The sequence below is a fragment of the Streptomyces toxytricini genome, from assembly GCF_014649915.1.
GTDB classification, from domain to species: Bacteria; Actinomycetota; Actinomycetes; order Streptomycetales; family Streptomycetaceae; genus Streptomyces; species Streptomyces toxytricini.
Genome location: NZ_BMTY01000021.1, coordinates 156,002 through 157,179 on the forward strand (window position 1 = coordinate 156,002; position 1,178 = coordinate 157,179).

Below are 1,178 nucleotides of genomic sequence, written 5' to 3' on the forward strand. Positions count from 1 at the left end.
CGGCTTCCGCCCCCGCCGGCTTCGCGCAGGGCAGCGGCTTCGAGCGGCCGCAGCCGCCGCAGCCGGCCGCCCCCTCGGGTCCGGCCTCCGCTCCCGCGGCGCCCCCCGCCGCCCCGGCCCAGCGCGGCCCGCGGCCGCAGCTGCCGCCGCGCGGCGGCGCCGCCCGCCCGGAGCTGCCGGGCACGGGTGCCCCGCAGACCACCAGCTGGGGCGCCGACCCGGCGCGCCAGGGCGGTCAGGACTTCCCGCGCGGCCACGACGAGCTCTCGGGCCCGGGTTCGACGGCGGAGTTCCCGCGTCCGGACTTCAACGCCCCGCCCCCGCAGGGCATGGGCGGCAACAGCACCACGGGCCAGTACGCGCGCCCCGACATGCACGGCGCCGACCCGTCCGGCACGGGCCAGTTCGCCCGCCAGGACTTCCAGGCCCCGCGGCCCGGCGGTCCCGGCGCCGGCGGCTTCGCCCCGCAGCAGCCGCAGCAGCAGCCCCAGGTTCCGCAGCTGCCGCAGGCGCAACTGCCGCAGGCCCAGCAGCCCGAGGCCCTGCCGCCGGCTCCCGGCCGCGGCCCCGAGCGCAGCCCGATCTTCGAGTCGCTGGAGTCGAACTGGTACCCGTCGGAGGGCTCCCGCCCCACCGGCCAGGTGCCTGCCGTGCCCCAGCAGCCGCAGGCCGCCGCCCCGGCGGCCCCGGCCCCCGCTCCCGCCCGGCGCCCGCAGCAGCCGCTGCCGCAGCGCGCGCAGGAGCCTCCGGCCGAGCCGGCCGCGGCGGCGACCGGCAGCACGCCGACCGTCAGCTGGCGGTCCTCGCCGAACGACGAGCTGATGCGCCAGGCCGAGCGCGTGCGCCAGCCCGCCGCCGGCGGCATCACGACCTCGGGGCTGCCCCGCCGGGTACCGCGGGCGAACCTCGTGGCCGGCACTGCGCAGCAGCAGACCGACACTCAGGCCGGTCCCCAGGTCTCGCGCGCCCCGGACGACGTCCGCGGCCGTCTGACCAACCTCCGACGCGGTATCCAGCAGGGCCGCCAGGCCGGGAACAACGGCCCGGCGACCGGCAGTTACCACATCGACCCCACTTACCAGCAGGAGCGTTAGTTGAGTTCGATGAGCCAGGCGGCACAGAACCTGAACTGGTTGATCACCAACTTCGTGGACAACACCCCCGGGGTGTCCCACACG

At 78.3% G+C, this 1,178-nt stretch carries 2 pseudogenes; both read left to right on the forward strand.

What is annotated here, in order from left to right:
• Positions 1–1,094: pseudogene (locus IE170_RS25185) on the forward strand (histidine kinase); the annotation flags it as partial.
• Positions 1,095–1,178, forward strand: a pseudogene (locus IE170_RS25190) (roadblock/LC7 domain-containing protein); the annotation flags it as partial. It abuts the pseudogene before it with no gap.